The 22,308-nt window shown below is 71.5% G+C and carries 27 protein-coding genes; 9 read left to right on the top strand and 18 right to left on the bottom strand.

The features are described 5' to 3' along the window. Window positions 1-80: 80 nt before the first annotated feature. Both OG417_RS28110 and OG417_RS28105 read left to right on the top strand, forming a co-directional pair. A complete protein-coding gene (locus tag OG417_RS28110) occupies window positions 81-287 on the top strand; it encodes a hypothetical protein (protein WP_329234536.1) in 207 nt (68 codons plus the stop codon). A gap of 117 nt (window positions 288-404) precedes the next feature. Further along, the gene (locus tag OG417_RS28105) at window positions 405-1,310 is read left to right on the top strand and encodes a DUF1275 family protein (RefSeq protein ID WP_329234533.1); all 906 of its coding nucleotides are present in this window, start codon (window positions 405-407) and stop codon (window positions 1,308-1,310) included. 66 nt (window positions 1,311-1,376) lie between these two features. On the opposite strand, the gene OG417_RS28100 is transcribed toward OG417_RS28105, so the two are convergent. After that, window positions 1,377-1,931: a ferritin-like domain-containing protein gene (locus OG417_RS28100; RefSeq protein WP_329234530.1), complete on the bottom strand. Its 555-nt coding sequence runs from the start codon at window positions 1,929-1,931 to the stop codon at window positions 1,377-1,379. Between the two features lie 238 nt (window positions 1,932-2,169). On the opposite strand from OG417_RS28100, the gene OG417_RS28095 reads away from it, so the two are divergent. Next, window positions 2,170-3,513 (top strand): IS4 family transposase, encoded by a 1,344-nt coding sequence (locus OG417_RS28095; RefSeq protein ID WP_329234527.1) that lies wholly within the window; start codon window positions 2,170-2,172, stop codon window positions 3,511-3,513. A gap of 16 nt (window positions 3,514-3,529) precedes the next feature. Here OG417_RS28095 and OG417_RS28090 read toward each other — a convergent pair whose 3' ends face one another. The 5 genes from OG417_RS28090 to moaA are packed head-to-tail and all read right to left on the bottom strand — an operon-like array spanning window position 3,530 to window position 5,772. Further along, the gene (locus OG417_RS28090; RefSeq protein ID WP_329234523.1) at window positions 3,530-3,763 is read right to left on the bottom strand and encodes a DUF6457 domain-containing protein; all 234 of its coding nucleotides are present in this window, start codon (window positions 3,761-3,763) and stop codon (window positions 3,530-3,532) included. After that, the gene (gene mobA / locus OG417_RS28085; RefSeq protein WP_329234520.1) at window positions 3,756-4,343 is read right to left on the bottom strand and encodes a molybdenum cofactor guanylyltransferase; all 588 of its coding nucleotides are present in this window, start codon (window positions 4,341-4,343) and stop codon (window positions 3,756-3,758) included. The genes OG417_RS28090 and mobA overlap by 8 nt, the downstream gene beginning before the upstream one ends. Next, window positions 4,330-4,641, bottom strand: coding sequence for a DUF3467 domain-containing protein (locus OG417_RS28080; RefSeq protein WP_329234517.1), 312 nt, complete (start codon window positions 4,639-4,641; stop codon window positions 4,330-4,332). The genes mobA and OG417_RS28080 overlap by 14 nt, the downstream gene beginning before the upstream one ends. After that, window positions 4,638-4,778 carry a hypothetical protein gene (locus OG417_RS28075; protein ID WP_329234515.1) on the bottom strand — a complete coding sequence of 47 codons (141 nt, stop codon included), beginning with the start codon at window positions 4,776-4,778 and terminating at the stop codon, window positions 4,638-4,640. Before OG417_RS28075 ends, OG417_RS28080 begins: the two co-directional genes overlap by 4 nt. Window positions 4,779-4,788: 10 nt before the next feature. Continuing rightward, on the bottom strand, window positions 4,789-5,772 hold the full coding sequence (gene moaA, locus OG417_RS28070) for a GTP 3',8-cyclase MoaA (RefSeq protein ID WP_329234513.1): 984 nt from the start codon (window positions 5,770-5,772) through the stop codon (window positions 4,789-4,791). Between the two features lie 93 nt (window positions 5,773-5,865). Here moaA and OG417_RS28065 point away from each other — a divergent pair, with 93 nt between their 5' ends. Further along, window positions 5,866-6,675, top strand: coding sequence for a lysophospholipase (locus OG417_RS28065; protein ID WP_442875767.1), 810 nt, complete (start codon window positions 5,866-5,868; stop codon window positions 6,673-6,675). A 120-nt stretch (window positions 6,676-6,795) separates the two neighbouring features. On the opposite strand, the gene cpt is transcribed toward OG417_RS28065, so the two are convergent. From cpt to selA, 6 genes are all read right to left on the bottom strand, one after another. Then, window positions 6,796-7,326 (bottom strand): chloramphenicol phosphotransferase CPT, encoded by a 531-nt coding sequence (gene cpt, locus OG417_RS28060; protein WP_329234505.1) that lies wholly within the window; start codon window positions 7,324-7,326, stop codon window positions 6,796-6,798. A gap of 17 nt (window positions 7,327-7,343) precedes the next feature. Then, window positions 7,344-8,534 (bottom strand): RtcB family protein, encoded by a 1,191-nt coding sequence (locus OG417_RS28055; RefSeq protein ID WP_329234503.1) that lies wholly within the window; start codon window positions 8,532-8,534, stop codon window positions 7,344-7,346. Between the two features lie 114 nt (window positions 8,535-8,648). Beyond that, window positions 8,649-9,602: a pirin family protein gene (locus OG417_RS28050; RefSeq protein WP_329234500.1), complete on the bottom strand. Its 954-nt coding sequence runs from the start codon at window positions 9,600-9,602 to the stop codon at window positions 8,649-8,651. Next, window positions 9,599-9,910 (bottom strand): GNAT family N-acetyltransferase, encoded by a 312-nt coding sequence (locus tag OG417_RS28045; protein ID WP_329234496.1) that lies wholly within the window; start codon window positions 9,908-9,910, stop codon window positions 9,599-9,601. Before OG417_RS28045 ends, OG417_RS28050 begins: the two co-directional genes overlap by 4 nt. Before the next feature lie 32 nt (window positions 9,911-9,942). Continuing rightward, entirely contained in the window at window positions 9,943-11,694 is a 1,752-nt protein-coding gene (selB, locus tag OG417_RS28040) for a selenocysteine-specific translation elongation factor (RefSeq protein ID WP_329234494.1), read from the bottom strand. Further along, entirely contained in the window at window positions 11,694-12,980 is a 1,287-nt protein-coding gene (gene selA, locus OG417_RS28035; protein ID WP_329234492.1) for an L-seryl-tRNA(Sec) selenium transferase, read from the bottom strand. Before selA ends, selB begins: the two co-directional genes overlap by 1 nt. Window positions 12,981-13,388: 408 nt before the next feature. Between selA and OG417_RS28030 the strand changes: the two genes are divergently transcribed. Beyond that, window positions 13,389-14,459, top strand: coding sequence for a lytic polysaccharide monooxygenase auxiliary activity family 9 protein (locus OG417_RS28030; protein WP_329234489.1), 1,071 nt, complete (start codon window positions 13,389-13,391; stop codon window positions 14,457-14,459). A gap of 170 nt (window positions 14,460-14,629) precedes the next feature. Continuing rightward, a complete protein-coding gene (locus tag OG417_RS28025; protein ID WP_329234486.1) occupies window positions 14,630-16,528 on the top strand; it encodes a propionyl-CoA synthetase in 1,899 nt (632 codons plus the stop codon). A 77-nt stretch (window positions 16,529-16,605) separates the two neighbouring features. Here the strand turns inward: OG417_RS28025 and OG417_RS28020 are convergent, their stop codons facing one another. From OG417_RS28020 to OG417_RS28010, 4 genes are all read right to left on the bottom strand, one after another. Further along, window positions 16,606-16,869 (bottom strand): GlsB/YeaQ/YmgE family stress response membrane protein, encoded by a 264-nt coding sequence (locus OG417_RS28020; RefSeq protein WP_329234483.1) that lies wholly within the window; start codon window positions 16,867-16,869, stop codon window positions 16,606-16,608. A gap of 124 nt (window positions 16,870-16,993) precedes the next feature. Next, on the bottom strand, window positions 16,994-17,749 hold the full coding sequence (locus OG417_RS28015) for a DUF6082 family protein (RefSeq protein WP_329234481.1): 756 nt from the start codon (window positions 17,747-17,749) through the stop codon (window positions 16,994-16,996). 243 nt (window positions 17,750-17,992) lie between these two features. Continuing rightward, window positions 17,993-18,112, bottom strand: a complete 120-nt coding sequence (locus OG417_RS54455) for a DUF397 domain-containing protein (protein WP_442875583.1) — start codon at window positions 18,110-18,112, stop codon at window positions 17,993-17,995. A 21-nt stretch (window positions 18,113-18,133) separates the two neighbouring features. Beyond that, the gene (locus OG417_RS28010; protein WP_329234479.1) at window positions 18,134-19,009 is read right to left on the bottom strand and encodes a helix-turn-helix domain-containing protein; all 876 of its coding nucleotides are present in this window, start codon (window positions 19,007-19,009) and stop codon (window positions 18,134-18,136) included. Between the two features lie 649 nt (window positions 19,010-19,658). Here OG417_RS28010 and OG417_RS28005 point away from each other — a divergent pair. From OG417_RS28005 to OG417_RS27995, 3 genes are all read left to right on the top strand, one after another. Beyond that, window positions 19,659-20,555: an alpha/beta hydrolase gene (locus OG417_RS28005; RefSeq protein ID WP_329234476.1), complete on the top strand. Its 897-nt coding sequence runs from the start codon at window positions 19,659-19,661 to the stop codon at window positions 20,553-20,555. A 69-nt stretch (window positions 20,556-20,624) separates the two neighbouring features. Further along, window positions 20,625-21,068 (top strand): DUF2795 domain-containing protein, encoded by a 444-nt coding sequence (locus OG417_RS28000; RefSeq protein WP_329234473.1) that lies wholly within the window; start codon window positions 20,625-20,627, stop codon window positions 21,066-21,068. A 76-nt stretch (window positions 21,069-21,144) separates the two neighbouring features. After that, window positions 21,145-21,618 carry a general stress protein gene (locus OG417_RS27995; protein WP_329234470.1) on the top strand — a complete coding sequence of 158 codons (474 nt, stop codon included), beginning with the start codon at window positions 21,145-21,147 and terminating at the stop codon, window positions 21,616-21,618. A 9-nt stretch (window positions 21,619-21,627) separates the two neighbouring features. On the opposite strand, the gene OG417_RS27990 is transcribed toward OG417_RS27995, so the two are convergent. Next, entirely contained in the window at window positions 21,628-22,023 is a 396-nt protein-coding gene (locus OG417_RS27990) for a hypothetical protein (protein WP_329234467.1), read from the bottom strand. Then, window positions 22,020-22,265, bottom strand: a complete 246-nt coding sequence (locus tag OG417_RS27985) for a hypothetical protein (RefSeq protein WP_329234464.1) — start codon at window positions 22,263-22,265, stop codon at window positions 22,020-22,022. The genes OG417_RS27990 and OG417_RS27985 overlap by 4 nt, the downstream gene beginning before the upstream one ends. Window positions 22,266-22,308 lie beyond the last annotated feature (43 nt).

Here is a 22,308-nt window from a genome sequence, read left to right as displayed (position 1 = left end):
CGTGGACGCCCGGCCGGTCGGATGGCGGTCGCTCCGGACCTCGGCGTCCCGCGGATGCGAAGATCCGTCAGACTGGGGCGGTGACGACCGATGAGCCGCTCGTGTGCTCGGCCAAGGGCTGCCGTGCCGACGCACGCTGGGCCCTGCGCTGGAACAACCCGAAGATCCACGAACCGGACCGGCGCAAGGTCTGGCTCGCCTGCGACGAGCACCGCGAGCACCTGAGCGACTTCCTGTCCCGCCGGGGCTTCCTCCGCGAGACCGTGCCCGTCGACGAGCTGGGCTGACCCCGGACCGGACGACCGGCGGCGGTGGACGGACGGCACCGCGGCCCGCGTGTCGTGAGGCCACGCGCCGGGGATAACCCGCGCTGGACAGGGCCGTCGAAGGTGTCGGGGGGCGCCGTGACCGAGCGGCGGACACCGCGGACGCGCCGGCTCACGGCGGCCGTCGTCCTGCTGGCGCTCGGCTCCGGCGCGGTGGACGCCTTCAGCTTCGCCGGTCTCGGCGCGGTGTTCGCGAGCGTCATGACCGGAAACCTCGTCCTGCTCGGCGTCTCGGTCGTGCACGCGCGCCTCGACGCGGCCGTCGCGGCCGTGGCCGCCATCACGGCGTACGTCGCGGGAGTCCTCGCCGCCTCCCTCTGGCTCCGTGCGCGCCACATCGGGGACCGCCCCCGGGCCTCCTGCCGACGGGGCCGGGAACTCGCACCGACCGGCTCGTACGGCCGGAACCGGGTCCGCCGCGCCCGTACGCGCCGGGCCGCCGGGGGCGCTCGCCGGTACGGACGTGGACGCCCGTCCGGCGACACCTACCTCGGCCGTGCCGCGCGACGGCGGCACGTGCCGTCCGCCGGGCCGTCCGGGCGCCGTGCCGGGCGGCCGTCCACGCCGCGACGGCCCGTGACGGCGGAGTGGCCGGCGCGGGTGCGCGCGGTGCTCACCGTGGTGCCCGTCGCGCAGGCGGCCGTGCTGGGCGGCTGGCTGGCGACCGGAGGGCGGCCCGGGCCGGTCGCGCAGAGCGGGATGCTCGCGCTCGCCGCGTTCGCCATGGGCGCGCAGAGCGCGGGCGTCAACACCCTGCCCCTGACCGGCGCCGCGACGACCTACCTCACCGGCACCCTCACCACGCTCACCACGGAACTCGCCACGAGCGGCGTGCCCGCGACCATGCGGCGGAGGTTCGCCGTGCTGGCCGCCGCCCTCGCGGGTGCCGGGCTCGACGCCGTTCTGCTCGTCTGGGCCCGGCCGGCCGCCCCGGCCCTGCCGCTCGCCCTCACGCTCACGGTCGTCCTCGTCCTCGCCCGCTGATCGACCGGGCCCCGAGACGCCGGGGCCGCCGTCCCCAAGGGAGCGGCGGCCCATGCCGGGTGGCCCCTACGACCGCTGGTTCTCCAGGTCCTTCGGGAGGCGTTCGAGGAGGGACTTCAGATCGTCCGCGTGCTCCTCCTCGTCGGCCAGCAGCTCCTCGAAGAGACGGCGTGTCGTGGGGTCGCCGTCGCCGATCCACTGGGCGATCTCGGTGTAGGAGGCGATCGCGATGCGCTCGGCGATCAGATCCTCCTTGATCATGTCGACGAGGTTCTCGCTCCCGTCGTACTGGGTGTGGGACCGCGCCGACAGCCGTGCGGGGTCGAAGTCCGGGGACCCGCCCAGCTGGGTGATCCGCTCGGCCAGCAGGTCGGCGTGCCGCTGCTCGTCGGCCGCGTGCTCGAGGAACTCGGCCGCCACCGGCTCGGAGTGGATGCCGCTCGCCGTGTAGTAGTGCCGCTTGTAGCGCAGCACGCAGACGATCTCGGTGGCCAGCGCCTCGTTGCACACCTCGATGACCCGCTGGAGGTCGGCACCGTACGCGTCGGTGACCGCGCCCTTCTCGATCTCATCCCTCGCCCGCTTACGGAGCGTATCGATATCGGTCAGAAAGTCGGCCATGCCCGCCTCCGGATCGTGGTTCCTGTCTCAGCCCCTCTACCACGTCACCGCGGGATTACACCCGGCGCCCGAACTAGTCGCAATGCCGTTCGGTTAGGAGTCTGGCCATCGGCGCAAGGGGCGGCGTTTCGGCTGGTGTCATGGGTGCAGCCCTTGTAGAGGTTCCCGGGTCCGCCAAGACTCGTGTTCCTCCACAAGGGCTGCCGTGTCCGATTCTGTCATCTGTCATGCTCCTGGCGTGTTCGCTGTGGGGCACCTGGGCGAGTTGACCCAGGTCGTTCCGTTCGACCTCGTTGACGAGGCCCTTGCCGAGGCCGGTGGTCTGCAGCGCCGGGTGCGGCGGCTACCGTCGCGGGTGGTGGTCTACCTGCTGCTTGCGGGGGCGTTGTTCACCTCGATGGGCTGGGCGCAGGTGTGGGCCAGGCTGACCACCTCGCTGCCGGGATGTCTGCCCGTCCCGGCGCCTTCCTCGATCACCGCGGCGATGAGACGGGTCGGGCCGGCACCGCTCAAAGCGCTGTTCGACTTGCTCAAAGGACCCCCAGCCGTGACCGCAACCCAGGCTGCGCGGTTCGCGGGCAGACTGGTCGTCGCGATCGACGGCACCCAGATCCCACTCCCCGACACCCCTGCGAACCTTGCGGTCTTCCCCAAGGCCAAGGCCGGGCCCAACGGGCCGGCCGGATACCCGACGCTGCGTCTGGTCACCCTGGTCGCCTGCGGGACCCGCACACTCCTGGACGCGGTCTTCGGCAGCGATCGGACCGGCGAGCTGACCTACGCCCAAGACCTGGCCAAGGCCGGTGCGCTGCGGCCAGGGATGCTGTTGCTCGGTGATCGCGGCTTCTCCGCCACCGGGTTCATCACCACGGTCGCGGGCGTCGGCGCGGACTTCTTGATCCGCGCCAGCACCCACTCCACCGCGCTAAAGCTCCCCGCCCTGCGCCGGCTATCTGACCAGACGTTCCTGTCCCGTATAGGCCAGGTCACCGTCCGCGTCATCGAGGCCACCATCACCGTCACCACCGCCGAGGGCACCGTCACACACGCCGACCATCGGCTCATCACCAGCCTGCTCGATCCCGACGAGGCACCAGCGATCACGCTGGTCAGGCTCTACCACGAGCGCTGGGAGATCGAAACGAGCTACTGCGAACTGAAATCAACCCTCCTGGGCGGTCGGGTCCTACGCGGCCGGCACCCCGCCGCCATCGCCCAGGAGACCTGGGCACTTTTGACCACCTACCAGGTACTACGGACCGCGATGACCGACGCGGTCTTGCACCGGCCCGACATCGACCCCGACCGGACCTGCTTCACCATCGCGCTCAACGCCGCCCGCGACCAGATCATCCAGGCAACCAACATCATCAACAACACCCACATCGACCTCATCGGCCGCATCGGAACCGCCATACTCAACACGCTCCTACCAGCCCGCCGCGACCGCACCCGACCACGCGTGAAGAAACGAGCCATCAACTCCAAGTACCGCGCCGTAGGCCGCGACCTCGACCACCGCACCCACAAAACAACCATCCAGATCGCGACCACCGGCTTGCTCAACAACCCAAACCGCTAACCGAACGGCATTGGAACTAGTCGGGATTGCCCGGCCAGCTCTCGGCCATCTCTGTGAGCCGGGCGGCGGCGTCGCGTACGGGAGTGCCGCGGCCGACGGCGAGGCCCATGAGGTAGGCGGTCAGCGGGGCGGCGGGTCGCGCGACGCCGTGGGCGACGTCGCGGGCCACGTCGAGGATCAGGTCGCGATGCATGTCGGCCGGGTCGAGCCCGAGCTCGGCGCACGCCGCTCGGATCCAATCGTCAAGCACGGTTCTCTCCGATCATCCGGGACGCCGTCGCGATGTCCGACGGTGTGTCGCAGTCATACCAGGGCGACTCACCCTCGGGCGCCCGTACGAGACGGGGCGTCAGGGGATCCATCAGACCGCGCAGCGACGCCTCGCGGTAGCCGGCGAGGGCCGCGGCCAGGTCCGCGGTCCGCCAGACGCCGGCGAGCCACTGCGGCCGGCCGTCCGCGTCGACCAGCACGGCCCCGGTACGGCCGGCCGCCTCCCGCCGCAGCCCGGCCACGTGCGCGGGCCGCAGGAAGGGCAGGTCGGCGGCGAGGACGGCCGTCCACGGCGCCCGTACCCGCGTCAGCCCGGCGCGCAGCGCGGGGACCGGTCCGCCGCCCGGAGGATCCTCGCGGACGACGATCGCCTCCGGCAGCTCGGGCCGGGCCGGGCCGACCAGGACGATCCGCTCCGCGCAGGCCACCGCCGCCCCGACCCACGCGACCAGCGGGCGTCCCCCGACCACCACGCCGGGTTTGTCGGCTCCGGAGAGCCGCCGCGCTCCCCCACCGGCGAGCACCACGGCGTCGAACGGCTCCGGCTCACTGATCGTCATGGGCGCTCTTGGCGTTCTCCCGCTCGTACGCGCTGAGGTTCTGCTCCAGTGACTTCATCAGTTCCCAGACCTGGCTGGGCGGGATGCGGACGCGGGCGACCACGCGCGCCGGCACGTGGAGGTAACGGGTGCCGCTGTCGGGGTCCTCGGCCACCTCGGACGGGCGCACCTCGGTGGAGAAGTCGATCACGAAGGAGTCCTGGGTACGCCAGACGGAGGCGAAACTCGCGTGCGCTCCGACCTCATGATCCGGCGGGACCGTGATCTCGACCCGATGTTCGTGCGGCCTCTCGGTCACGGCACCTCCCTCATCGGCCCCGCGACCAAGGTCCTGTGCTCACCGGTTCCCTCGCTGCGCTCGGTCACGGCACCTCCTTCGTCGGCGCCGCGACCCAAGGTGCTGTGCTTGCCGGTTCCCTCGCTTCGCTCGGTCACGGGATCCTTTCTACCCGCCGATGGCGGACATCGGACGCGCCGGCTGCAGGAAACTCGGATCATCGATGCCGTGGCCGGGCCGCTTCGCCGCCACCGCGGCGCGCCAGCGCGACTCCAGCTCTTCGTCGGAGGCGCCGGCGCGCATCGCGTCGCGCAGGTCGGACTCCTCGCGGGCGAACAGGCAGTTGCGGATCTGGCCGTCCGCGGTGAGGCGCACCCGGTCGCACGCCCCGCAGAACGGGCGGGTCACCGAGCCGATGACGCCGACCGTCGCCGGGCCGCCGTCGATGAGGAACCGCTCGGCGGGCGCGCTGCCGCGTGCCTCGCCGGGCTCGGGCGTCAGGTCGAAGGCGGCCGAGAGGCGCTCGAGGATCTCATCGGCCGTGATCATGCCCTCGCGCCGCCAGCCGTGCTGGGCGTCGAGGGGCATCTGCTCGATGAAGCGCAGCTCGTAGCCCTGTTCGAGGCAGAACCGCAGCAGCGGCACGGCGTCCGCGTCGTTGACGTCGCGCATGAGCACGGCGTTGACCTTGACCGGGCACAGGCCGGCGCGCGCGGCCGCGGCCATCCCGTCGAGCACGTCCGGCAGCCGGTCGCGGTGGGCGAGCCGTTTGAAGGTGTCGCGGTCGAGGGTGTCGAGGGAGACGTTGACGCGGTGGAGGCCGGCCTCGGCGAGCGGGGCGGCCAGCCGGGTCAGCCCGATGCCGTTGGTGGTCAGCGAGATCTCCGCGCCCAGGGCGGACGTCCGCGCGACGATGTCGACCAGGCCCCGCCGCAGGAGTGGTTCGCCACCGGTGTAGCGGACCTCGGTGATGCCGAGCCGCTCCACGCCGATGCGGACGAGGCGGACCACCTCGTCGTCGGTGAGGAGCTCGGGCCTGGGCAGCCATTCGAGGCCCTCGGGGGGCATGCAGTAAGTGCAACGGAGATTACAGCGGTCGGTGAGCGAGACCCGCAGGTCGGTCGCGACCCGGCCGTAGCCGTCCACCAGCAAGGAACGTTCCCCCTTGAATAGCCGCCGATTCCCCCAGCCTATGCCGTACCGGAACCACGATCGCGGGTCTGGTGTTCCCCGGCCGGGACAACGATCATGGCGGACATGGAATGGGACTTCACCGGTGCACGCGAACGCATCACCGCCCGCGAGTGGCCCGCCGACTCCCCGCGGTGGGTGGCGCTCCTGGCGCACGGCTACGGGGAGCACATCGGGCGGTACGAGTATGTCGCGGACACGCTGCTGCGGCACGGCGCGGTGGTGTACGGGCCGGACCATCTCGGCCACGGCAAGTCGGACGGCGAGCGGGTCCTGGTCCACGACTTCGAGGAGGTCGTCGCCGACCTGCACACCGTCGAGGAACACGCGCGCGAGCGCCACCCCGGGCTGCCCGTCGTGCTGATCGGGCACTCCATGGGCGGCATGATCGCGGCCCGCTACGCGCAGCACCACGGCGACGGGCTGGCCGCCCTCGTGCTGTCCGGGCCGGTCCTGGGACCGTGGGGGCCGATCACGGCGCTGCGCGGCGTGGAGGAGATCCCCGACGACCCGATCGACACGGCGACGCTGTCCCGTGACCCGGCGGTCGGCGCGGCGTACGCCGCCGACCCGCTCGTGTGGCACGGCCCGTTCAAACCCACGACGGTGACGGCGTTCGACCGCTGCCTGTCGGCGATCGCGTACGGCGGGCGGCTCGGTGCCCTGCCGACCCTGTGGGTGCACGGAGAGGCCGACGAGCTGGTACCGCTGCGCGAGACACGCATCGGCATCGAGCAGATCCGCGGCGAGGACCTGACCGAGATCCTTTACCCCGGCGCCCGGCACGAGGTCTTCAACGAGACGAACAAGGACGAGGTCCTGGCCGACGTCACCGCGTTCGCCACACGCCACGTCGGCGGTTGAACGACGGCGGCGGCGCCCCGGGGCGGGGCGCCGCCGATCAGCTCATGAGTCAGACGCGGTGCACGATCTTCGTGATCAGCGGGAATCACGAGCTCCGGTCAGGCTCGGCCGGGCCGTCGATCACTTGGCATGTGCGGCGATGGTCCGCGCGCACTCCATCGCCTCCGCATGCGTGGTGTCCACCTCCAGGTCATAGGTCACCCCCCGGTGGACCACTTCCGCCTGGGCCGCGGCCATCCCGATGGTCCGATCGCCTCGTGCGACCTCACGGCCTGCGGCCACCGCGGCGTCGCACCTGACGCCGACCCACAGCACCCGCAGGTCGCCCAAGGCCTTCTGCCATCGCTGCTGTGAGTACGCTCCGCCGAGGAAGACCTCATCGACGATGACCCGGGCGCCCGCACGGGCCATCGCGGCGACTCCCGCGATCCATGCCGCTTCCAGCGTTCGGAACTCCGGACCGACGACCACTCCTCCGTCCGGAGCGAACTCGATCCCGCCGTCCGACGCCCGCATGGACGCCGGCATCGCCGCGACCAGGGTGTCCGTGCCGAGGGCCAGCCATGGATCCGGCAGGACCGCCTGCAGACACCGAACGATCCCGGACTTCCCCGAGCTGGAACCGCCGTTGACAACGATCACCTGAGTCATATGCTCTGCCTCCCAGGTCAGCCCTTGACGCAGACGAGCTGGCGCAGGTGGGCCACGACCTCCACGAGGTCGGTCTGCGCCTCGATCACCGACTCGATGTCCTTGTACGCGCCGGGGATCTCGTCGATGACACCCGAATCCTTGCGGCACTCGACGCCCCGCGTCTGCTCGATCAGGTCGTCGACCGTGAAGGACTTCTTGGCCCGGTTACGGCTCATCCTGCGGCCCGCGCCGTGCGACGCGGAGTTGAAGGCCTTCTCGTTGCCCAGACCGCGGACGATGTAGGTGCCCGTCGCCATCGAGCCCGGGATGATGCCCAGATCGCCGTCTCCCGCGCGGATCGCGCCCTTGCGGGTGACGAGCAGCTCGACACCGTCGTAGGTCTCCTCCGCCACGTAGTTGTGGTGGCAGGAGATGACGTCGTCCCAGCGGACCCGCTTGCCGGCGAAGTAACGCGTGATGACGTTCTGGGTCAGCGCCATCATCACGGCGCGGTTGCGCCGCGCGTAGTCCTGCGCCCAGAACAGGTCCCGGCGGTACTCCTCCATCTTGCGCGTCCCGCTAAGGAACACCGCCAGGTCGCGGTCCGGCAGGTCCTGGTTGTGCGGCAGCCGCATCGCGGCCTCGATGTGGTGTTCGGCCAGCTCCTTGCCGATGTTGCGCGACCCCGAGTGGAGCACGACCCACACCGCGCCCTCGTCGTCCGCGCACACCTCCAGGAAGTGGTTGCCCGACCCGAGCGTGCCCAGCTGGGACGTCGCGCGGCCCCGGCGGGACCGGGCGACCGGCGCCAGCTCGTCGTAGGCCTGCCAGAACTCGTACCAGCCGCGTTCCTTCAGCCCCGGCACGGCCGAGGGGTCCACGGCCGTCCTGTGCGCGCCGCGCCCGACCGGCACGGCCTTCTCGATCTTGGCCCGCAGGCGGCTCAGGTCGTCGGGCAGGTCCTCGACGGTGAGGCTGGACTTGACCGCGGTCATCCCGCAGCCGATGTCCACCCCGACCGCCGCCGGGGCCACCGCGTCGCGCATCGCGATGACCGAGCCGACCGTCGCGCCCTTGCCGTAGTGCACGTCCGGCATGACCGCCACGCCGTGCACCCAGGGCAGGTTCGCGACGTTGCGGAGCTGGTCGAGCGCGCCCGGCTCGACCTCGGCGGGATCGGTCCAGATCCGGATCGGGACGTGACCGCCTCGCATCGTGTACGGCATCACCATCTCCTCTCCGAATCTCGCGGTGTGCCGTGACTATGACGCCGCAAAGTGATCATCCGTTTCAACCCATTTTCCTCCGCGGCGAGGCGGAGACGCCGGCCGCGATCGAGGTCAACGGGAGCGACGGCTCCGGGGCCGCAGGCGTACGCCGGGCAGCGCGGGCGCGGGGATGCGCTCGCCGCCGTGCCCGGGGACCGTGCCGAACCGGTCGCCCTCCTCCCAGCCGGCGCGGGCCGCGGCGATCTCCTCGTGGCTGCGCCCGACGAAGTTCCACCACATCACCAGCTCGTCGGGGAACGGCTCGCCGCCGAGCAGGACGGCACGCGCCTCGGCGGCGGCCGACACGGTCACCTCGTCGCGTCCGGTGCCGAGGTACAGCAGCGGCCCCGCGGCGAGCCGCGTGCCGGCGACCTCCAGTTCGCCGGACAGGACCAGCAGGGCGTGTTCGAAGTCGGGGCGCAGCGGCACGCTCGCGGCGGTCCCGGGGGCGAGTTCCAGGTCGGCGCCGGCCAGCGGGGTGTACACGGTGGCGGGCGACACCGTGTCGCCGAGCCCGCCGGCGAAGACGGTCGCGCGCAGCCCGCCGTCCTCATGGACGGGCAGCTCGGTGTGCTGCTCGAACCCCGCGTCGCCGGCCGCACGGCCGGCGGGCAGCGCCAGCCAGAGCTGGAGGGCGTCCAGCAGCGGCGCGTCCCCGACGGAGAACTCCGAGTGCGACACGCCGTGGCCCGCGGTCATGAGGTTCAGCTGCCCCGGCCGCAGAAGCACGTCGTTGCCCAGGCTGTCGCGGTGCCGGATCTCGCCTCGCAGGGGCCAGGTGACCGTCTGCAGGCCGGTGTGCGGGTGGGGCAGCACCCGCATGTCGGTGCGCTGCGGGCCGAACCGGTCGAGGAAGCACCAGCCGCCGACGGTGGGCAGCGACCGGTGCGGCAGCAGCCGGTCCACCCGCATGCCGCGGACGCCCCCGAGCGGCACCTGCCGGGACTCGTAGAGCTCCAGCACCGCGCCGTCACCGGCCGCCGGCCGTGCCTGGATGATCGCCGGCCGGGCATCCAGATCGCTCATCCGTTGCCCTCGGGCCAGCGGACGTGCTCGTCGTACTCAGGATGCTTGCGCAGGTAGGCGGCGATGAACGGGCACAGCGGAACGATCACACGGCCGCGGCGTACGGTGTCGTCGAGTGCGGCGGCGGCCAGGGCCTTGCCGACGCCCTTGCCCTCGAAGGCCGCCTCGACCTCGGTGTGGGTGAAGATCGTCCGGTCGGCCCGCTCGCGGTAGTAAGCGACCCCGGCGAGCGTCTCGCCGGACCATGCCTCGTACCGCTTCTTCTCCTCGTCGTGCCGCACGTCGAGCGCCGTGAGCTCTTCGGCCATGTGGCTTCTCCCTTCGCCGCCCGGCCATCGTGTCAGAGGCCGCCGGAGGATCCTCGCCCGCCCCGGAGCGTACGGCGGTCGCCGGTGCGGACGGTGAGCCCGCGGCGGTCCAGGTGCTCCAGCAGCGGCACGGCCACGCGGCGGCTGGTGTCGAGGGCCTTGCGCGCCTCGCTGACCGTGAACGGCTGCGGCAGCGACGCGAGCACGTCCGCCGCCCGGTCGTCGGCGCCCGCCAGCAGGACGACGCCCTCCGCGACGCGCAGCAGCGCGCCGGCCCGCACGGCCGCACCCAGGGCACGCCCGGTGAGCCCGAGCTCGGCGAGCCGGCCGGCCTCCGGCGCGCGGAACGGGGCGCGTTCCAGGTCGGCGCGCAGCCGCCGTACGGCTTCGGCGACCGGGGCGGGCAGGCCCGCGGCGCCGCCGGCGTGCACCCGGCCGGACTCCAGGCGCAGCGGCGGCCCGGCGAGCGCGTCCACGAGCCGCCGGTCGGGCAGGTCCAGCAGGGCGCGAGCGGCCTCGACCGGCAGGCCGGGCGCCAGCGGGTCGGCCGCGGCGTGCCGCGCGACCTCTTCGGCGAGCCGGCGGCGCAGGGACGCCCAGTGCGCGGGATCGGCGAGCCAGTCGCCGGCCACCGGCTCGCTCTCGGGCGTCAGGCCCATCGCGACGAGCTCGGACCGGCGGATCAGGCCGTGTCTGCGCACCAGCTCCGCGGCGCCGGGCACGCCGGTGGCCAGTTCGCGGGCGCGGGCGGCCGCCGCTCCGCGCCGCCGCAGGACCGGCGGGCGCACGTCGAGGACGTCGGCTCCGGTGACCCGGCGGGCGCCGGGGTCGCGCAGCAGCAGCCGGTCGCCGATGTGCAGCGGAAGGGGCCGGGCGAGGGTGAGACGCGCCGCGTCGTCGCCGAGCGGACGCAGGCGTACGGGCACGGCGGCCGAGCCGATGTGCAGGACCGGCTCGCGCGGCAGCCGGGCGGCGTCCTCCACCCGGACGTCGAGGAGGTCCGTGACGGTCCACTCGCCGGCGTGCAGCGCCATGCCGCGGAAGACCTCGTCGCGCTCGACGCCCCGCAGGTTGATCGCGATGCGGGCGACGGCGGAGACCTCGGCGGCGTTCTCCTTGAGCGTCTGCAGACCGCGTACACGGACCGGGCGGCCGTCGAGGAGCAGTTCGCCTCCGGAACGTACGGTGCCGGCGGGCAGGGTGCCGGTGACGACCGTGCCGCTGCCCCTGATGGTGAACGCGCGGTCGACCCAGACGCGCACGGGGGCGCCGGGGTCGGGGGCGGGCAGGCGGGTGATGAGGCGGCCGAGCGCGGCGCGCAGGTCCGGCAGCCCCTGGCCGGTGGCGCCGCTGACCGTGACCGCCTCCACGTCGCCCAGGGAGGTGCGGGCGATCTCGGCGCGCGCCTGGGCGAGGGCCTTGGCCGGGTCGGCACGGTCGGAGCGGGTGACGACGAGCAGCCCGTGGCGGACCCGCAGCGCGTCGATGGCGGCCAGGTGCTCGGCGGACTGCGGCATCCAGCCCTCGTCCGCCGCCACGACGATCATGACGGCCGGGACCGGCCCGACCCCGGCCAGCATGTTCGTGACGAACCGTTCGTGCCCGGGGACGTCCACGAACGCCAGCCGCTCCCCCCGTTCCAGGGCCGTCCAGGCGAATCCCAGGTCGATCGTCATGCCGCGGCGGCGCTCCTCGGCCCAGCGGTCGGGCTCCATCCCGGTGAGCAGCCGGACGAGGGTCGACTTGCCGTGGTCGACGTGGCCGGCGGTCGCGACGACGTGCACTAGCGCTCCCCGAGGGCGGCGCGCACGCGGGCGGCGAGGTCGGCGGGATCCAGCTCGGCCGGGACCGCGCGCAGGTCCAGCAGCACGCGGCCGTCCTCGACCCGGCCCACGATTCCGGCGCGGCGCAGCGGCACGGCGCAGGCCTCCGGCAGGCTGACGGCCGCGCTCGGCAACTCGACGCCGGGCGCGCCGCCGCCCCCGACCCGGGCGGCCGAGTCGACGACCCGCGCGTCGTGGCCGCCCAGCTCCTCGGCGAGCAGCGCCGCACGCTCGCGGACGGCGACCGGGTCGGCGTGCAAGGCTCGTACGGCCGGGGGCTCCGGCCCGCGTAGCGAGGCCTCCAGCGCGGCGAGGGTGAGCTTGTCGACGCGCAGCGCCCGCGCGAGGGGATGCCTCCGCAGGCGTTCGACCAGCTCCGACCGGCCGAGCAGCAGCCCGGCCTGCGGGCCGCCGAGGAGCTTGTCCCCGCTGGCGGTGACCAGGTCGGCGCCGTCGGCCAGCGCCGTCGCGGCGTCGGGCTCGGCGGGCAGCAGCGGCTCGGGCGCGAGCAGGCCGGAGCCGATGTCGGCCACGACGGGCACGCCGAGGCCGGTCAGGCTCCGCACCGGCGCCTCCGCGGTGAACCCCTCGATCCGGAAGTTGGAGGGGTGCACCTTGAGCACGAAGCCGGTGTCCGGGCCGACCGCCTCGGCGTAGTCGGCGGCGGTCGTGCGGTTGGTGGTGCCCACCTCGCGCAGCCGGGCGCCGGTCGAGGCCAGCAGCTCGGGCAGCCGGAAACCGTCGCCGATCTCCACCATCTCGCCGCGGCTGATGACGATCTCCCGGCCCTGGGCCAGAGCGGTGGCGGCGAGCACGAGCGCGGCGGCGTTGTTGTTCACCACGTGCACCGCCTCCGCCGCCGGGCACGCGGCGGCCAAGGCGGCGAGCGCGCCGCGCCCGCGCCGGCCGCGCCCACCGGTCTCCAGGTCGAACTCCACGTCGGTGCAGCCGGCGGCCTCGGTCAGCGCCGCGCACGCGGCCTCCGACAGGGGCGCGCGGCCCAGGTTGGTGTGCAGCAGCACGCCGGTGGCGTTGATCACGGGCCGCAGGCTCGCGGCCGTCGCCGGCAGCGACGCCACCGCGGCGTCGGCGACGTCCTCGGCGGGGATCGCGCCGGCGCGGGCGCGTTCCTGCGCCCCGGCGACGACCGCCTTGACGATGCGCCGCCCCAGCCGGCCGGCCGCCTCGACGAGGCGCGGATCGGCGAGCACGGCGTCGGTACGCGGCACGCGGCGTCGGGTGTCCATCCCTGAAATCTATGACCGCGGACGGGCGCGCGCCACGCGCGGCGACGCCGCAGCGCGAATCGGCCGCGTGGCGGTTCCGCCGGACCGCATCGAGCCGGAAGGCTTCGACGACCGGACGCGTGCGTGGGGTTCCGGACGGCCGGTCCCCGTCCCCGCGGCGGTTCGAGCTGCCGCGGGCGGCGAAAGGAAGACTTTCCGTCGACACGGACCGCACGGGTACGGATACTGAGGGTGACGGCTCGTCCCTCGCGGCGAGACGGGGGAACCGGACGACGGGCGTGGCCGTGGCGTCATTCGCATGCCGCCCGAGACGGCGATGCCGTGCCGGCGGCCGGGCCCCTCGCTCGCGGTGAGACGCCAGGCGGATCGTCGAACCCGACCGAACCGGCAGACAAGGAACGCGATCGGATGACCGAAACCCTCCCAGAGGTCGTGGCACCGCACACCCTCCACGCCACGGCCGCCCATCGCACCGACGGCGACGTCACCCTGTACGGCCTCCAGCTGTCCTGGACCGTCGGCGACAACGACGGGGCGGACTGGCCGCCGCCGGCCGACTGGAACGACGGCGACGCCCCCTATCCGCACTACTACGAGGTCTGGCTCAACGACGGGCAGATCCGGCAGACCGCCGTTCTGTACTGGCCGTCGTGGGCACCGGGCTGGCAGCTGGCGCGCACCCACTGGGTCTGCCTGGGGGCCCATCCCTATCCGCAGTACCGGGTCAAGGTCCGCGCCAAGCTCTCCGATGGTTCGTGGAGCGCGTTCACCGACGAGGTCACCGTCGCCGTCCGCCCCGGCGACAGCCGCCGGTACGTCGACCCGATCCGCGGCCCCCGGGCCGCCGCGCCGCCGCGCCGGAACACCCGGCACGGAAGCGCCGGCTCCCCTCCCAGCCGTGCCGTACGGACGATCCGCGACAACGATCCCGCCGAGATCTGCGAACGCGCACGGCAGCTGAACACCAGCCGCACCTGGCAGGAGGTCGTCCCGCCGGCGGAGGCGATGAAGGCCGATCCCCCCTGGAACGGCTCCTACCTCGAATACCGCAAGTTCTTCCGCGGCGGTGACCTCGCCTCCGCGGCCAACCCCGCCTTCGCCGGGCTCGACCTGGTCGGCGACTGGCCCACCGCAACGCTGGCGTCCTCGTCCGGCGAGTACGCCTTCTCGTACGCCTACACCGCCCACCACATCGGCGAGACCTGGACTCACCAGTGGTTCGTCACCAGGGACGACTGGGACCCCAGCACGCCACTGACCTGGGAGGACTTCGAGCCGACCCCGTTCATGACCGAGATTCACGGCGATCCCGGCGTCACCCGCCACACCACCGAAGCGCTGCCGCCCAAGGTCGGTCGGCACGTCATCGTCAACATCTGGGGCGGCCACGGCGGGCCGATCGACGACAACGGCAGGATGACCGGCGAGTTCTTCGTCTCCTGCTGCGACGTCGAGTTCACCGACGGCCCGCCGTCCTGACGATCGCCGCCCGGCCAGGCCTCAGCGGCGAATGATCGTCAACGCCGGCCACCCGCCACGGGCCGGGAGGCGCGGGACACGCGTTCCGCGCCTCCCGGCCCGTGGAGATGTCTTGACGAAGTGGCGCATGCGATCGCCATAGTGGAGTCCCCCTTTGGCGGAGGTGCGACATGGGCCCCTACACGGCCGCGTACGAACGCAGTCTCGGCGATCCGGCACGGTTCTGGGCGGAGGCCGCCCGTGACATCCGCTGGCGCACTCCTCCCGAGCGGGTGCTGGACGACGGTGCCGCACCGTTCTACCGGTGGTTCGCCGGAGGGGAGCTCAACACCTGCGACAACGCCGTCGACCGGCACGTCGAGCAGGGCCGCGCCGACCAGCCTGCGCTCATCTACGACAGCCCGGTCACCGGCACGCGGCAGACCTATACCTACCGGGAACTGCGGGATGAGACGGCGCGGTTCGCCGGGGTGCTCCGCGGTCTCGGCGTCGAACGCGGTGACCGGGTCGTCCTCTACCTGCCGATGATCCCGCAGGCGGTGATCGCGATGCTGGGCTGCGCGCGCATCGGCGCGGTGCACTCGGTGGTGTTCGGCGGCTTCGCGCCCCGCGAACTGGCCGTCCGCATCAACGACGCCCGGCCCAAGGTCGTGGTGTCCGCGTCCTGCGGCATCGAGGGCAACCGGGTGATCGAGTACAAGCCGATGCTGGACGAGGCGCTCGAACTCGCCGACCACAAGGTCGGCGACTGCGTGATCGTACGACGCCCGCAGGCGCCGGCGCCGCTCGTCGACGGCCGCGACGTCGACTGGGACCAGGCGATGGCGGAGGCGAGCACGGCCGACTGCGTGCCGGTCGCCGCCACCGACCCGCTCTACATCCTCTACACCTCGGGCACGACCGGCCGGCCCAAGGGCGTCGTCCGCGACAACGGCGGGCACGCGGTCGCGCTGCGGTGGACGATGCCGAACGTCTACGGCGTCTCGGCCGGCGACGTGTTCTGGGCCGCCTCGGACGTCGGCTGGGTGGTCGGGCACTCCTACATCGTCTACGCGCCCCTACTCGCGGGCTGTACGACGGTGCTGTACGAGGGCAAACCGGTCGGCACGCCGGACGCCGGGGCGTTCTGGCGGGTGGCCGCCGAGCACCGGGTGAACGCCCTGTTCGCCGCGCCCACCGCGATCCGGGCCGTCAAGAAGGAGGACCCGGAGGGCCGTCTCCTCGCCGGGCACGACCTGTCGGCGCTGCGCACCCTGTTCCTCGCGGGGGAACGCCTCGACCCGGGCACGTACGACTGGGCCAGGCGGATCCTCGACCGCCCGGTGATCGACCACTGGTGGCAGACCGAGACCGGGTGGCCGGTCGCGGCGAACCTGCGGGGCCTGGAGCCGATGCCCGTCAAACCCGGCTCACCGACCGTCGCCGTACCCGGCTTCGACGTGCGGGTGCTGCTGCCCGACGGGTCGATCGCCCCGCCCGGCACCGAGGGCGACATCGCGATCCGGCTGCCGCTGCCGCCCGGGACGCTGCTCACGCTGTGGAACGACGACGAGCGGTACATCGAGTCCTACCTGTCCCGGTTCCCGGGCCACTATCTGACCGGCGACGGCGGCTCGATCGACGAGGACGGCTACGTCTGGGTGATGGGCCGCACCGACGACGTCATCAACGTGGCCGGGCACCGGCTGTCGACCGGGGCGATGGAGGAGGTGCTGTGCGCCCACCCGTCGGTGGCCGAGGCCGCGGTGGTCGGGGTACGGGACGCGTTGAAAGGGCAGGTGCCGCGCGGCTTCGTCGTCGTGAAGAGCGGCACGGACGTGGACGAGCCACGGCTGCGCGACGAACTCGTGCGCGCGGTACGTGAGCAGATCGGCCCGGTCGCGGCCTTCAAGGAGGTCTCGGTGGTGCCGGCCCTGCCGAAGACGCGGTCGGGCAAGATCCTCCGCGGGACGATGCGCGGCATCGCGGACGGCGACGACGTGCCGGTGCCGTCCACCATCGAGGACGCCACCGTGCTGGATCGCCTGCGCCCCATCCTCCGGCCGCCCACCGCGCACGAGACACGCTGATCCGCCGTCGCCCCCGGCCCGGAACGCCGGATGACACCGCTGCCTTGCGGGCGGCGGCCGCTGTCACGAGCCGGGCACTAGGTTCTCCTGGGCCACAGCGTGGTCACAAGCAGGACCCCGATCACGGCGACGATGATCTGGAAGATCGTCTCCCAGAAGTTGAAGCCGTGCGTCCTCAGGTGGAGCAGGTGGGCGATCCACGTGCCGATGAAGGCGGCGACGATGCCGACCACGATGGTCAGCCATATCGGCATGTTCTGCCGCCCGGGCACCAGCAACCGCGCGATCGCGCCGATAATCGCACCGAAGATGATCGCGGTGATGATCCCGCCAATCGTCATGGCGACCCCCCGACTCGACGCAGAACCTCTGGCGAGCACTCCATTACCGAACGCATACCCATGACATCGAGGAGTGACACCATCATGGGAGAAGATCGTGGCCGGCCGTCCGCATTGGCGTCCCTCAACGAGCATGGTGCCGTCTGAGAAACCAGCCCGAAGCCCCACCTAACACGGCCGCGATCAGGCAGACGGCCCCGGCCCTGACGGGGTTCAGGCTGGTAGATACCGTATGCTCGGTGTTCGGCGTACCGATATGCATAGAGGAGGCATGTACATACTGCTCATCCGCTATTTTGCCGAATCGCCGCTGCCGTCTACTCCCCACACCGATCCGATAGCTGTCGCGCGCCGTCCTCCACCACTCGCGCGCATCGCCCCCGCGGAAGAATCTGCTCAGAATCTCACGCAGCTCTCGCTCAGTCAGGTTGCCCAAGGCGAACAGAGAACGCCACTTACTCATCCAGAGATTCATAAGCGTGTCGCGACGCGCTCGGCCGAGCGACTCTGATGCCGATGTGCTCCCGTCCACCGCCAGGAGGTCGGGATTCTCGATGGCGATGCGCGCCAGTTCGATCTGCGTCAGGAGGGCGGTCTGCTCCTGACCTGTATGGACCTCCCGGCGCTGGACTAGCAGGGAGATCACCACACCTCCGAAGGTCGGTACGGTGAGCAAGGCGGCGACAGCTTCATAGGTCTGGCCGACGTCGGCGAGTTCGAGCCAGTTCAACCCTGTCACCTGATCGATCGCCCGCAGCGCGAACGGGGACATGAGCACGGCAGCCAGACCGACAACACCGGCCATGATCCAAACAACGAGACGGACCGCACGGGCAAACCATTCCGGAAGATGCCAACGCCGGTCTCTTTTACTGTTCACGCGAAACCCTCCAGCAGTGTGGCCGAGGGACTTTCACGCCGAACTCAGCGGACGACGAGTGCGGATTCTTGACAGACCCCCGGAGGGACGACTCATCACGCTGGACATCGGTTGTCCAGAAAAATATCGGCCCACCTCCTCCACCAGACAGAGCTATCGAAAGGAAGTGGGCCTTAGAGTGCAAATGGCTGCCACGATCCGATATCACGGCACACCGTCGCACAGTTATTATTTCACCATATATTAAACCCGCGACGACTCAGCCGCCGAAGTCGTCGAAGCGACTTCAACGCACTGATTGTTCGCCATGCTACGAGAGCTCTTTCTCCAGTCGAGGCCAGGACGCCCCACTTCTTGATCCATCACGGCTCACCTCCCTCCTCTTCAAGGTGTCCACACTTCCCGGGCAATCCTGGATATTCGCTCCATGGACTCCGTTGGCCCGAGCGCCCCTGCACTGAGTCGTTCGAAACTAAGCCTATACCGGTAGGTTTCGGTTGCCTCTTCTAGATATGAGCACCCGTTGAGGTGTTCGATATACACGACGTCATGAAACTTGATCCCGCCCACCAACGGGAATTGCAGAAGCGTGAAGGACCCCGTCGCGATCGGATGAGGTCCATCAAGTGGAAGAACTTGGAGACTCAAATTAGGGAGAACGGAGAGCTCTTCGAGGTGCTGGAGCTGCTCGGCCATCACGGCGGCGTCGCCGTAACGCCTGAGCAGCAGGGCCTCGTCCAGCACGACCGACAGCTGGAGGGGCGTCTCACGGGTGAGCACCGTCTGGCGGGCCAGGCGGGCCTCCACGCGTGCGTCGACCCGGCTCGGCGGGATCACCTCGGTCGAGTGCGAGCGTTGCTCGACGGCCTGTGCGTACGCTTCGGTCTGCAACAGACCGGGCACGACCTGTGTCTCCCACTGCCAGATCTTCTCGGCCTCGATCTCAAGGCCGATATAGGAGGCGTACTGCTCCGGCAGCGCGTCGGAGAACGCCTCCCACCAACCGCGGCGTACGGCATCACGGGCGAGCTGGAGCAGTTGCTCGCGGTAGGAGCCCTCGACGCCGTACAGGTCCAGCAGCCGGCGGACGTCGGCGAAACGCGGAGCCTGGCGCGCATTTTCCAGGCGGCTGACCTTGGAGGCGGACCATCCCAGCCGCTCGGCGACGTCGTCACCGGTGAGATTGCCGGTCTCCCGCAAACGCCTCAGCTCAGCCGCGAGCCGACGATTACGGACAGTGGCGCTTCCGGGCCGGGGCACCTTGAATCCTCTCCCACCCGGGCCGATGGCGTGTTCCCGTCAGCCGAAATCTACAAATCTGCCGCAACTGTTATAGAGGCAGGAAGTAACGGAGTCAAGAAACCACCGCTACACCTTTTAGTGAAACTTGCGAACGAGACGACCTTAGCGGACAACACACCAAACAGCCAAGCGCCCAATCCGCTATCGGACACCTTGCGAAGATTGTGGAGCCATAGAGGTTCACACCAGAGATTCGTGTGACTTTCCTTCCCTGTGAGAACCATCGTGACACCTGAGGCGTGGGCGCACGAATGCCGCAGGGGCGGGCGCCCCACCGGCGAGGTGTGGCGGTGCAGGATCGTACTGGATGTCCGGCCGTACGGACGTGCGAACGGTGACAGCCGCGCCACGGATCGCACGTTCGCGCAGGTGGCGCATTCCCGCGAGCGGTGGGGCCTGGGTCGCCCGGCGGTCTCTTGTGCGAAGTCCTCAGGCCGGTGACGGCCGCGACGAGCGCGGATCCCCCACCGAGAGGCGGGATCGGCCGCGTTGCCCGTACGCCGCCGGCACGGCCCCGTCCGCGCACACCCGGGTACGCGCGGAGGGGGAACCGGCCCGGGACGGCTCGCGTCGGTACCTCTGATGATCGATCGGAGGAGGCCTTCGCATGGTGTCGAGGCGGGCGTTCGTGTTCGGGGGCGCGGCGCTGGGCGGCGTCGCGGTCGCCGGCGGCACCGGGTCGATCCTCGTCGAGGAGGACGTCCTGCCGGGCAAGGTCGCCTTCGACCGGGCGATCGGGCGGTGCCGCACACTGCCGGAGGCGCCGGCCACCGCGGGCGTCGTCCGCTCCCTGACCTTCCACTCGAGACGCCGGAACACCGACGTCACCGCGACCGTCGTGCTGCCCGCGGGCGTCACCTCGCCGCGCGGCCTCCCGGTCGCCGTCGCGCTGCACGGGAACGGCGGCACCGGGGCGAGCGCCGCCCGCGGACTGCGGCTCCACCGCTATCTCGCCGAGGCCGTACGGGCGCGGAGCACGCCGCCGTTCGCGCTGGTGGCGGTCGACGGCGGGCCGAACTCCTACTGGCACCCGCGAGCGAGCGGGGATGACCCGATGGCGATGATCACGGACGAGCTGCTGCCGCTCCTGCGCCGTAAGGGCGCGCGGACCGACCGGTTCGGGGTGATCGGCTGGTCCATGGGCGGGTACGGGGCGCTGATGCTCGCCGAGACGGTGGGCGCCCCGCGCATGGCGGCGATGGTCGCGGCGTCGCCCGCGCTCTTCCCGTCGTACGCGAACGCCCGCAGGACCAACCATCAGGCCTTCGACGGCCCGGAGGACTTCGCCCGGCACGATGTGTTCCACGGGCTGGGCAGGCTCCGCGGCGTCCCGGCGTGGGTCGACTGTGGGACGAGCGACCCGTTCGCCCCGATGGTGCGACGGCTGCGCGACCGGCTGCGTCCCGCCGGGGCGATGACGCGCGGATGCCATGACGGCGCGTTCTGGCTGCGGCGCCTGCCGGCGCAGCTCGCCTTTCTCGGCGGCCGGCTGGCATCCGCGTGATACACCGCCTGACCTGGGATGACTTCCCCGGGGTACGGCGGCGAAGGTAGACTCCGTAAATGAGGTCGAATGACGCCCGGCCGATTTCATCGTGGCGTGGGCGCGTTTCTCGATGCGTTGTTCGACAATCGGGGGGCGACCGAATTCATGGGCGATACCAAATTGATCAGTCCGGCACTGTTGCAGCGGCACCTTCACAAGGCCGATTTTCCCGCCACTCGCGACGAACTTCTCGCGCACGCCCGCGAAGAATGCGACCGCGTGATCGCGGCCCTGCGTGAGCTCCCGGACCGGCGATACTCGCGGCCCGCCGAGGTGAGCCGGGCGTTCGCGGAGCTGGTGAGCGGTTATCTCGGCGATATGTCCTATCCGGCGCGCCGTGATGATCTCGCCGCGCACGCCGGGCGTCAGGACGCCCCATGGCCGGTGGTCGAGGCGCTACGGCGCATTCCGGACCGCCGGTACGACCGGCCCGAGGAGGTCGCCGATGCCGTCGCCGCAGAAGAGGAATGACCGCGCCTGACTTCGGCGCCGCGCATGGCGGCGCGTCAGTCGCCGTAACCGATGAACGGAAGACGGGGGGCGGAGAATGAGCGAACGGAGCACCGTCGGACCGCACAAGGTCGTCTTGGGCACCTACAGCAGTCACGAGGCCGCCCAGCACGCGGTGGACCTGCTCGCCGAGCACAAGTTCCCGGTCGAACACGTCACGATCGTGGGCACCGGGCTGAAACTGGAGGAGCGCGTCCTCGGCCGCTGGACGCTGGGCCGCGCGCTGCTGACCGGCGCGAGCACCGGGGCGTGGATCGGTCTCCTGATCGGCATCGTCTTCTGGATCGTCACACCCCGGGTGGTGGAGGGCGCGGTGATCTCGGGGATCATCGTGGGCATCCTGTTCGGCGCGGCCTTCTCGGCCGTCGCCTACTTCCTCCAGAAGAGGGCGTACACGTCGATGCGGTCGGTGGTGGCGGACCGCTACGACCTCCTGGTCGACGCGGCGTTCGCGGATGAGGCGCGCCGGCTCCTGTCGGCCGTGCTGTCCACCCCCGAGAGCGCTCACTGACGAAGCTGCTCAGGGCAGGCTCTGCACCGCCAGGCCGAGGGTCTTCCACTTGGCCGCCGCTTCCGCGCTGGTGACGATCGGCCAGCCCCGGTCGGCGGCCGCCCGTGCCACGTGCGCGTCGACGATGTCGCGGATGCCGGCCTGGCGGGCGGCGTCACCGATGGCGAACGCGTTGCGCTCGTCGAGGGCCAGCACGACCACCGAGGCGCTCTCCACCGCCCAGGCGAGCTCCTGCAGGCCGCGCTCGTCGGCCACGGCGGCGGCCTTCGTCAGGGCGGTCGCGGGCGCCACCAGGCTGTAGCCACGGGCCGCGACGAAGCCGACCAGCGCGCGCATGTGCTGGCTGCGGCCGGTCGCGAGATCCACCAGTGCGGGAACGTCCAGTACGCGGCCGGAGAGGTTCACCGAGTCCGCCGGGGGTCCCCGTCGCCACTCTCGAATATCCGGCGCGCCCAGTCGGTCGCCTCGTCGTCGAACGGTCCCCAGCGGCTCTCCACGGCGGCGACGAGCCGGTCGCGCGCCGCGCGGTCGCGTACGGCTTCGGAGACGTAGGCCGAGACGCTCGGCGCGGCTCCGGACGCGACGGCGGCGCGGGCGCTCTCCAGCACCTCCGCGGGTACAGTCACCGTGATCTTCTCCGTGGCCATGGATCCATGGTATGGCCAAAGCCGCGAAAAAGTATGGCTTCGC

Origin of the sequence: Actinoallomurus sp. NBC_01490, assembly GCF_036227085.1 — a bacterium.
Classification (GTDB): Bacteria; Actinomycetota; Actinomycetes; order Streptosporangiales; family Streptosporangiaceae; genus Actinoallomurus; species Actinoallomurus oryzae.
This window is presented reverse-complemented; position numbering and strand designations above follow the sequence as displayed.

Coding starts and splice junctions, on each gene's coding strand:
- OG417_RS28100 (WP_329234530.1), bottom strand. CDS start 1,931: ATGGCCGACTTTCTGACCGATATCGATACGCTCCGTAAGCGGGCGAGG.
- mobA (WP_329234520.1), bottom strand. CDS start 4,343: ATGACGATCAGTGAGCCGGAGCCGTTCGACGCCGTGGTGCTCGCCGGT.
- cpt (WP_329234505.1), bottom strand. CDS start 7,326: ATGACTCAGGTGATCGTTGTCAACGGCGGTTCCAGCTCGGGGAAGTCC.
- OG417_RS28055 (WP_329234503.1), bottom strand. CDS start 8,534: ATGCCGTACACGATGCGAGGCGGTCACGTCCCGATCCGGATCTGGACC.
- OG417_RS28050 (WP_329234500.1), bottom strand. CDS start 9,602: ATGAGCGATCTGGATGCCCGGCCGGCGATCATCCAGGCACGGCCGGCG.
- OG417_RS28045 (WP_329234496.1), bottom strand. CDS start 9,910: ATGGCCGAAGAGCTCACGGCGCTCGACGTGCGGCACGACGAGGAGAAG.
- selA (WP_329234492.1), bottom strand. CDS start 12,980: ATGGACACCCGACGCCGCGTGCCGCGTACCGACGCCGTGCTCGCCGAT.
- OG417_RS28030 (WP_329234489.1), top strand. CDS start 13,389: ATGACCGAAACCCTCCCAGAGGTCGTGGCACCGCACACCCTCCACGCC.
- OG417_RS28025 (WP_329234486.1), top strand. CDS start 14,630: ATGGGCCCCTACACGGCCGCGTACGAACGCAGTCTCGGCGATCCGGCA.
- OG417_RS28020 (WP_329234483.1), bottom strand. CDS start 16,869: ATGACGATTGGCGGGATCATCACCGCGATCATCTTCGGTGCGATTATC.
- OG417_RS54455 (WP_442875583.1), bottom strand. CDS start 18,112: ATGGATCAAGAAGTGGGGCGTCCTGGCCTCGACTGGAGAAAGAGCTCT.
- OG417_RS28005 (WP_329234476.1), top strand. CDS start 19,659: ATGGTGTCGAGGCGGGCGTTCGTGTTCGGGGGCGCGGCGCTGGGCGGC.
- OG417_RS28000 (WP_329234473.1), top strand. CDS start 20,625: ATGACGCCCGGCCGATTTCATCGTGGCGTGGGCGCGTTTCTCGATGCG.
- OG417_RS27995 (WP_329234470.1), top strand. CDS start 21,145: ATGAGCGAACGGAGCACCGTCGGACCGCACAAGGTCGTCTTGGGCACC.
- OG417_RS27985 (WP_329234464.1), bottom strand. CDS start 22,265: ATGGCCACGGAGAAGATCACGGTGACTGTACCCGCGGAGGTGCTGGAG.